The organism is Streptomyces sp. SID14436 (assembly GCF_010548465.1).
GTDB lineage: Bacteria > Actinomycetota > Actinomycetes > Streptomycetales > Streptomycetaceae > Streptomyces.
The window spans coordinates 1-8,840 of the sequence record NZ_JAAGMD010000747.1; the positions used below are offsets into that span (position 1 = coordinate 1).

General features: G+C 74.3%; 6 protein-coding genes. 2 read left to right on the forward strand and 4 right to left on the reverse strand.

Annotation, left to right across the window (positions count from 1 at the left end; genetic code table 11):
- The 3 genes from G3I53_RS27245 to glgX all read right to left on the reverse strand — a co-directional run.
- Positions 1-992 (reverse strand): M14 family zinc carboxypeptidase (locus G3I53_RS27245; protein WP_164438879.1); only part of this gene is annotated, 992 nt, incomplete at its 3' end.
- A gap of 139 nt (positions 993-1,131) precedes the next feature.
- Complete coding sequence (gene treY, locus G3I53_RS27250) at positions 1,132-3,501, reverse strand: malto-oligosyltrehalose synthase (RefSeq protein ID WP_164438876.1); 2,370 nt, start codon at positions 3,499-3,501, stop codon at positions 1,132-1,134.
- A gap of 90 nt (positions 3,502-3,591) precedes the next feature.
- Positions 3,592-5,745: a glycogen debranching protein GlgX gene (gene glgX / locus G3I53_RS27255; protein ID WP_164438877.1), complete on the reverse strand. Its 2,154-nt coding sequence runs from the start codon at positions 5,743-5,745 to the stop codon at positions 3,592-3,594.
- A gap of 410 nt (positions 5,746-6,155) precedes the next feature.
- Between glgX and G3I53_RS27260 the strand changes: the two genes are divergently transcribed.
- Positions 6,156-7,394 (forward strand): SAV2148 family HEPN domain-containing protein, encoded by a 1,239-nt coding sequence (locus G3I53_RS27260; protein WP_164332975.1) that lies wholly within the window; start codon positions 6,156-6,158, stop codon positions 7,392-7,394.
- 162 nt (positions 7,395-7,556) lie between these two features.
- Complete coding sequence (locus G3I53_RS27265) at positions 7,557-8,279, forward strand: 3'-5' exonuclease (protein ID WP_164438880.1); 723 nt, start codon at positions 7,557-7,559, stop codon at positions 8,277-8,279.
- Between the two features lie 34 nt (positions 8,280-8,313).
- On the opposite strand, the gene G3I53_RS27270 is transcribed toward G3I53_RS27265, so the two are convergent.
- The coding region (locus G3I53_RS27270; RefSeq protein WP_164438878.1) for a phosphotransferase at positions 8,314-8,840 on the reverse strand (527 nt) is incomplete at its 5' end.

Below are 8,840 nucleotides of genomic sequence, written 5' to 3' on the forward strand. Positions count from 1 at the left end.
ACGGGCGGCGTGCGCACCAGGTCGGCGGCCAGCCCCGGCACCAGCTCCAGGCCCCAGGTGGCCGCCCGCAGCAGCGGCCCGGCGACGGACTCCGGGAGGGGCCGCGCCTGCTCCAGGATCCGCCGCACGGCGTCCGCGTCCCGCAGCAGCCGGTGCGACAGGTGCCGCATCGCCGCCGCCGGCGCCGGATGCGGCGCCGGGTCGTCCACCAGGTCGCTCGCCCACATCGGCACCTCCACCACGGCGGTCAGACCGCCGTACCGGTGGGCGTGGTACCAGGTGCTGTGCCGGGCGTCGTCCGGCAGGCTCGGATACGCGGCGCCCGCCTCCGCCCCGGGCATCACATGGACGCCCGGGCCGGACGCGGGCCAGCCCGCCGCGTCCGAGGCCCCGGTCTCCACCGGGATGTGCAGCTGCGCCGCCGACTTGGCGAACGGCTCCGGCAGCCCCGGCAGGTCCCGCGTCAACTGCACCCAGCTCCCGCCGAGTTCGGTGCCGTGCAGGGACACCTGGAGGTAGGGCCGCAGCTCGTCGATGACGCCGGTCAGCGCGCGCGTCTCCGGCGGCAGCCGGTCGGGCGGCAGCACCGACGGGGCCCACTCCGGCTGCTCGGGGCCGGCCGGACGGAAGAAGCCGAGGTGGTAGTCGTACAGGCTGCGCGGGGACGACGTGACGTGGAGGCTCGCCCCGTCGGGGTCCGCGCACAGCAGGAAGTGCCAGGACGTCCCGTCCCGCAGCTCCGCCTCCGCCAGGACCCGCCGGGCCAGCGCGAGCAGGGTGCCGCCCCCGGCCGGTTCGTTGGCGTGCGCGCCGGCGACGACCAGGACGGCGGGCTCGGCGCGGCCCACGGACAGCAGGTACAGCGGACGTCCCGCGCGGGAGACGCCGACCTGCCGCAGGACGCACAGCGCGGGCCGCAGACCGGCCAGCGCCCGGGCGGCGGACTCCAGTTCGGCCACCGTGGGATAGCGCAGCTCCGCCAGCAGACCCACCCCCCGTCGCATCCGCCCGACCTCGCTTTCCGCAGTACCCCACGGTCACGGACCGCTGTCAAGGGTGTGCCGGGGGAGTGCTCCGGGGGCGCCCGGAGCACTCCCGGGAGGCCGGCCCGCGGCCGCCGCCGTCCCGTGCCTACGGTGCGTCGGCGGTGCGCTCCAGCAGCGCCACGGGCCACGCCCCGAACAGGTCCGCCGCGCGCACCTGACCGGTGAACTCCCGTCCCGGCGTGAGCACGTCGGCCCACCGGCCCGGCGGCAGCGGCAGCAGCGTCTCCCGCCAGCCGCCCGCCTCCGCGAGCCGCAGCGACAGCCGGGTCACGGCGCTGAGCACCCGCCCGGAGCGCACGAAGGCCACGCAGTGCGCCGCGGCCGGCCCCTCGGCGGTCAGCGGTTCGTACGACGCCGTGTCACCGAACACCTCCGGCAACCGCGCCCGCAGCCCCAGCGCCGCCCGCGTCACCGTCTCCTTCGCCCCCTTGCCCTCCGCCGGCCCGGCGGGGAAGTCCACGACGCGCCGGTTGTCCGGGTCCACCAGAGCCCGGTACTCGTGCTCCGTGCCCTGATAGACGTCCGGCACGCCCGGCATCGTCAGATGGACCAGGGCCGTGCCCAGCACGTTGGCGGTGATGTGCGGTTCCAGGGCGTCCCGGAAGGCCGTCACGCGCTCGCCCGGCACCCCGCACGGCCCCGCCGTCACGAACCGCTCGACCGCCTCCTCGTAGGGCGGCTCCTGCTCCGTCCAGCTGGTGTACATGCCCGCCTCGCGCACGTGCTTGAGGAGCGCCCCCCGTACCCGGTCGGCGTCCGCCGGGCCGCCCAGCCCGAACACCGTCTGCCAGGCCGCCCAGGCCAGCTGCCCGTCCGGCACGCCGTCCCCGGTGCGGGTCACCTCCGCCAGGACGTCCGCCCAGCGCCCGGGGCACTCGGTGAGCACGTGCAGCGCGGCCCGCACGTCCGCGCTGCGCTTGGTGTCGTGCGTCGACACGACGGTGCCCGTGACCGGCCAGTCGCGCTGCACCCGCGCGCAGTACGCGTGGAAGGCGTCCGGGGACACCGCCGGACCGCCCGGCTCGCCGCCCACCTCGGTCGCCGACAGCAGCGGCACGTAGCGGTAGAACGCCGTGTCCTCCACGGACTTGGCCCGCAGCGCCGACGCGGTCTGCGCGAACCGCGTACGGAACTCCACGTGCGCGGGCCCGTCCCCGTACCGCCCGAGCACCAGGTCCCGTACGACGTCCACCGCCCCGGCCTCCTCGGGGACGGTGAAGGCGAGCCGGGCCTCGGCCGCCGCCTCCTCGGTGACCACCCGGGCCGCGTCCACGGACCCGTAGGGCCGGTACACCTCCAGGCGGACCAGCAGCTCCCGCAGCGCGGTGCGCAGCGCCCAGGGCGCCCGGTCGCGCAGCGCGGGCTCCGGGGACGTCGCGCACAGCCGGACCGCGACCCGGGTCAGCCGGTCGGCCTCGGTGGCCAGCTCGTGCGTCAGCACCTTGTACGCGGCCCGCCGCACCGTCGCCGCCCAGTCGCCGCCCCGGTCCGTCTGGGGCGCCGCGAACCGCCGGTACTGGCCGAGCAGCTCCCCGAACCCGGCCGGGTCGGTGAACAGGCCGTCCACGTGGCGCAGGGCGTCGTAGCCGGTGGTGCCGGCGACCTGCCAGGAGGCGGGCAGCCGCTCGCCGTCGGCGAGGATCTTCTCCACCACCGTCCATCGGCCCCCGGACGCCTCGTGCAGCCGCCGCAGATAGCCGTCCGGGTCGGCGAGTCCGTCGGGGTGGTCCACGCGCAGCCCGTCCACCACCCCCTCGTGCAGCAGTGCGAGGACCGTCGCGTGCGTGGCCTCGAACACCTCGGGGTCCTCCACCCGCACCCCGATCAGCTCGGAGATGCTGAAGAACCGCCGGTAGTTCAGCTCGGTGCGGGCCAGCCGCCACCAGGCGAGCCGGTACCACTGCGCGTCCAGCAGCTCCGGCAGCGGCAGGTCCCCGGTGCCCTCGCGCAGCGGGAAGACGTGGTCGTAGTAGCGCAGCACGTCGCCGTCGGCCTCGATGCGGTCCAGCTCCGCGCCGAGCGGGCCGCCCAGCACCGGCAGCAGCACCCGGCCGTCCTGGGCCTGCCAGTCGATGTCGAACCACCGCGCGTACCGGGACGTGGGTCCCTCGCGCAGCACCTCCCACAGGGCGTGGTTGTGGCGCGGCGCCATCGCCATGTGGTTGGGGACGATGTCCACCACCAGGCCCAGGCCGTGCTCCCGGGCGGTGCGGGACAGGGCCCGCAGCCCCTCCTCGCCGCCCAGCTCGGCGCGCACCCGCGCGTGGTCCACGACGTCGTAGCCGTGCGCCGAGCCCGGCACGGCCTCCAGGACCGGGGACAGGTGCAGGTGGGAGACGCCCAGCGAGGCCACGTACGGCACGGCCGCCGCCGCGGCCGCGAACGGGAAGCCGGGCTGCAGCTGCAGCCGGTAGGTCGCCGTGGGCACCGCCGGGTCAGGTCGCTCAGGTGTCATGCACAGCTACGTACCCGGCCCGGCGGCTTTCGTGTCATCCCCGCCGCCGCTCGGGCCACCCGCAGCCCCGTACGGGTGGCCCCGGCGCTGCTACGCGGGCCGCTGCAGCACGGTCAGGCTCCGGTCGGGCAGGGTCAGCCGGTCGCCCGCGTCGACCTTCGGACCGGTGCCCGGGGGGACGCCGTCCGCGCGCGCGGTGTCGACGACGACCTCCCACTGCCGGCCGTGGTCGACCGGCACCACGAAGTCCAGCGGCCCGGGCGAGGCGTTGAACATCAGCAGGAACGAGTCGTCCGTGACGCGCTCGCCCCGCTGGCCGGGCTCGGAGATCGCGTTGCCGTTGAGGAAGACGGTCAGCGCCGACGCGCTCGCCGAGTCCCAGTCCCGCTGGGTCATCTCCGCGCCCTCCGGGGTGAACCAGGCGATGTCAGAGAGGTCGTCGTGGGTGCCCTCCACGGGACGCCCGTGGAAGAAGCGGCGCCGCCGGAACACCGGGTGGTCCTTGCGCAGCCACACCATGGCGCGGGTGAAGGCCAGCATCTGCCGCCGCAGGTCGTCACCGGCCTCCTCGCCGTCCTCGCCGTCCTCACCCTCCGGCCCGGGCCAGTCCAGCCAGGCCAGCTCGTTGTCCTGGCAGTAGGCGTTGTTGTTGCCGCGCTGGGTGCGGGCCACCTCGTCGCCGTGGCTGAGCATCGGCACGCCCTGCGACAGCATCAGCGTGGCGATGAAGTTGCGCATCTGCCGCGCCCGCAGCGTCAGCACCTCCGGGTCGTCGGTCTCGCCCTCCGCCCCGCAGTTCCAAGACCGGTTGTGGCTCTCGCCGTCCCGGTTGTCCTCGCCGTTGGCCTCGTTGTGCTTGTCGTTGTACGACACCAGGTCGTGCAGCGTGAAGCCGTCGTGGCAGGTCACGAAGTTGATCGAGGCCAGCGGGCGGCGCCCGTCGTCCTGGTACAGGTCCGAGGAGCCGGTCAGCCGGGACGCGAACTCCGCCAGCGCGCGCGGCTCGCCCCGCCACAGGTCCCGCACGGTGTCGCGGTACTTGCCGTTCCACTCCGTCCACAGCGGCGGGAAGTTGCCCACCTGGTAGCCGCCCTCGCCCAGGTCCCAGGGCTCGGCGATCAGCTTCACCTGGGAGACCACCGGGTCCTGCTGCACCAGGTCGAAGAACGACGACAGCCGGTCCACCTCGTGGAACTGCCGCGCGAGCGTCGCCGCGAGGTCGAACCGGAAGCCGTCGACGTGCATGTCGGTGACCCAGTAGCGCAGCGAGTCCATGATCAGCTGGAGCACGTGCGGGGACCGCATGAGCAGCGAGTTCCCGGTGCCCGTGGTGTCCATGTAGTAGCGGGGGTCGTCGGTCAGCCGGTAGTAGCGCGGGTTGTCGATGCCCTTGAAGGACAGGGTCGGCCCGAGGTGGTTGCCCTCGGCGGTGTGGTTGTAGACGACGTCGAGGATGACCTCGATGCCCGCCTCGTGCAGCGCCTTGACCGCCGACTTGAACTCCAGCACCTGCTGTCCCCGGTCGCCCCAGGACGCGTAGGCGTTGTGCGGGGCGAAGAAGCCGATGGTGTTGTAGCCCCAGTAATTGTTCAGACCCATGTCGACCAGCCGGTGGTCGTTGACGAACTGGTGCACGGGCATCAGCTCCAGCGCCGTCACCCCCAGCTCGGTCAGGTGCTCGATCACCGCGGGGTGCGCCAGGGCGGCGTAGGTGCCGCGCAGCTCCTCCGGCAGCCCCGGGTGGCGCATGGTGAGGCCCTTGACGTGGGCCTCGTAGATCACCGTGTGGTGGTACTCCGTCCGGGGGCGCCGGTCGTCGCCCCAGTCGAAGTACGGGTTGACCACGACGGAGGTCATCGTGTGCGGCGCCGAGTCCAGGTCGTTGCGCCGTCCGGGGTCGTCGAAGTGGTAGCCGTAGACCTCCTCACCCCATTGGATCGCCCCGCTGATCGCACGGGCGTACGGGTCGAGGAGGAGTTTCGCGGAGTTGCAGCGCAGCCCCCGCTCGGGTGCGTACGGCCCGTGCACACGGAAGCCGTAGCGCTGCCCGGGCATGATCCCGGGCAGGTACGCGTGCCGCACGAACGCGTCGCTCTCCCGCAGCTCGATCGCCGTCTCGGAGCCGTCGTCGTGGAGCAGACACAGCTCTACTCGGTCCGCGGCCTCCGTGAAGACCGCGAAATTGGTGCCGGCGCCGTCGTAGGTGGCACCGAGTGGATACGCTTCGCCAGGCCAGACCTGCATGAATACGACTCTTTCAGGTGTACGGCGCCGATGGCGGCGCCTGGCTCCGAGTCTCCCCGAGTCTCCTTCGAAAATGAGGGAACCGCCGCGACCTGTCGGACAGGCCCCCAGACATATGCCCACTCCGGGCCCGCCCGTGCATCCCCCGGACGGCGCCGGCCGGCCGGGTACCACCCACCGCACACGCGTACTCCCGCGGCCCGGGTGACGCAAGGGGCAGCCGTGCCGGGTGCGCGCGTGCCACTATGAGCCGGATCACTCCCCGCCGGCCCCGTCGCGCGGAACGATCGTGCGGAGTGCGGAAGTTGGGAAACGACCCGGTCCATCGGGCTGCACCGCGCGCCGCTTGCGGAGTAGTCTCCTTGATCGTCGGGACGGGGAGTCCCGGGGGAGCGGAAGGCGGTGCACGGGTGGGCTCGGGAGGGCTGGAGCTGCCCCCTGGTGACGAGGGTCACGAGGGGACCTCCACGGACGCCCCGCCGGGCGCGGTGTCCCTGGCACGGCCGATGGACGCGGGTTCGATCGGGCCGGAGCTGGACTGGGACGGCGACGCCTGGCGCGAGGTCCGCACCCGCGCCCAGCGGGCGGGCCGCGCCTACATCTGGCTGAACCTCGTCGAGCAGCGGCTGCGCGCGGTCGTCGCCGCCGTCCTGCGGCCGGTCTACGAGCCCGTCCACGGCGACGAGTGGGTGGTCGCCGCCGCCGGACCGGCCGGCCAGGAGTGGGTGCAGCGCGCGGTGGCGGTGCGCGAGGTGAGCCGCCGCAAGGGCTACCTGCTCGACCCGGCGGACGACAACGTGCTGTCCTTCCTCACGCTGCCGCAGCTGCGCGAGCTGATGGTGCAGCACTGGCCCTGCTTCGAGCCGTACTTCGACGACCGGCGCGACGTCGAGCTGGCCCTCGACGAGCTGGAGGTCACCCGCAACGTCGTCTCCCGCAACCGCGCCCTGTCCGAGGCCGTGCTGAACCAGGCCGAACGGGCCTCCGCGCGCCTGCTGGAGATGCTCGGCACCGGCGGGGACGTCCCCTCGGCGCGCCGGCTGCCCGTCGACGCCGTCGAGGACCTGGTCGGCGACCGCTACGCCGACGTGGTCGCGGTGCATCCCGACCGGGTGCGGCTGCTGCGCCAGTTCCCGGCCGAGGACATCTTCGGCGGCGCCCGCCGGCTCGACGCCCTCGGTATCGGGCTCAATCTGCTGGTGCAGAACTTCTCCGGCCGCCGCCTGGTGCGGCTGGCCGAGTCCGGCTGCCGGGTACGGCTGCTGTTCCTCAACCCGGCCTCCAGCGCCGTCAAGCGCCGCGAGCGCGAACTCGGCCTGAAACGCGGCGAACTGGGCCGCTCCGTGGAGATGAACATCCTCCACATGCGCCGGGTGCGGTCCCGCCTGCGCGACCCCGGCGCCTTCGAGATCCACGTCTACGACGAGACCCCGCGCTGCACCGCCTACCTGGTGGACGGTGACGGCGCGGACGGCATCGCCGTGGTGCAGAACTACCTGCGCCGGGCCCGCGGGATGGAGGCGCCCGTGGTGGTCCTGCGCAACGGCACGAAGGTGGTCAAACCGGGCCAGGTGGAGGAGGGCGGTCTGTTCCCCACCTACCGCGAGGAGTTCGAGCAGATGTGGGCGGACTCGCGGCCGGTGTCCTGACCCGCCGCGCCCCCGGCCCCGCCCGGTCCGCCGGGCCGTACCGCCCTCCCTCCCGGCTCCCGTCGCCGCCGGGGCGGGCGGAGGGCGGCCCGCCGATTGTCAGTGGTGCGTGCGAAGGTGATGACCACTGGGGGAACGCACCACATGGAAGGGGGGCAGCCCATGGGCTGGCACCGGGAGCTGCTGACCGGCTTCGACCTGGAGACGACGGGGACCGACCCGCGCGAGGCACGCATCGTCACGGCCGCCGTCATCGAGGTCAGGGACGGGGAGCCGCTGGGCCGCCGTGAGTGGCTGGCCGACCCCGGCGTCCCCATCCCGCCGGACGCGGTCGCGGTGCACGGCATCAGCGACGCCCGGGCCGCCGCCGAGGGCCGCCCCGCCGACCAGGTCGCCGACGCCGTCGCCGACGTCCTCACCGGCTACTGGCGGACGGGCGTCCCGGTCGTGGCGTACAACGCGGCCTTCGACCTCAGCCTGCTCTCCGCCGAACTGCGCCGGTACGGCCTGCCGTCGCTGCGCGACCGCCTCGGCGGGCGGGACCCCGCCCCGGTCATCGACCCGTACACGATCGACCGCACCGTCGACCGCTACCGCCGGGGCAAGCGCAACCTCGAAGCCGTCTGCGCGGAGTACGGCATAGCCCTCGACGCGGCCCACGACGCCACCGCCGACGCCCTCGCCGCGGCCCGGCTGGCCTGCGCGATAGCCGGCCGCCACCCCAAGGTGGCCGCCCTCGGTCCGGCGGAACTGCACCGCCGTCAGATCGAGTGGTACGCCGCCTGGGCGGCGGACTTCCAGACCTTCCTGCGCGGCAAGGGCGACGCGAGCGCCGTCGTGGACGGCACCTGGCCGCTGCGCGAGCCGGCCGGCGAGCCGGTCTGAGGCGCCGCGGGGCGCGCAGCCGGCCGGGGCGGGGTCAGAAGGGGTACCAGCGGACCGTCGGATCCCCGTCCCGCAGCGACGCCACCCGGCGCCGGAACTCCGCCAGCGCCTTCGGGTTGCCCGGCGCGTGCTGCGCGACCCAGGCGCAACTGGCCGTCTCCCGGGCGCCCCGCAGCACCGCGCAGCCCTCCCACTCGCGCACGTCCCAGCCGTAGGTGCCGGTGAAGGACCGGTAGGCCGCGTCCGGCAGCGCGTAGCGGTCGTGGGAGAGGGCCATGACGACCAGGTCGTGCTCGCGCAGATCGGCCGAGAAGGTCTCCAGGTCCACCAGCACCGGTCCGTCCGGCGTGACGTGCACGTTGCGGGGCAGGGCGTCCCCGTGGATCGGGCCGCGCGGCAGACGGGGCGTCAGCCGCGCGGCGGCCGAGGCGAAGCCGTCCCGCCGCTCGCGCAGATACGCCGCGTCCGCCGGGTCGATCGCGTCGCCCGCCAGCCGGAGCCAGCGCTCCACGCCGCCCAGCAGATCCCGCGGCGGCAGCGCGAAGGGCGGCGCGGGCAGGG

What these genes read in the sequence shown, in the direction of transcription:
- treY (WP_164438876.1), bottom strand. Translation starts at nt 3,501, where the DNA reads ATGACACCTGAGCGACCTGACCCGGCGGTGCCCACGGCGACCTACCGG.
- glgX (WP_164438877.1), bottom strand. Translation starts at nt 5,745, where the DNA reads ATGCAGGTCTGGCCTGGCGAAGCGTATCCACTCGGTGCCACCTACGAC.
- G3I53_RS27265 (WP_164438880.1), top strand. Translation starts at nt 7,557, where the DNA reads ATGGGCTGGCACCGGGAGCTGCTGACCGGCTTCGACCTGGAGACGACG.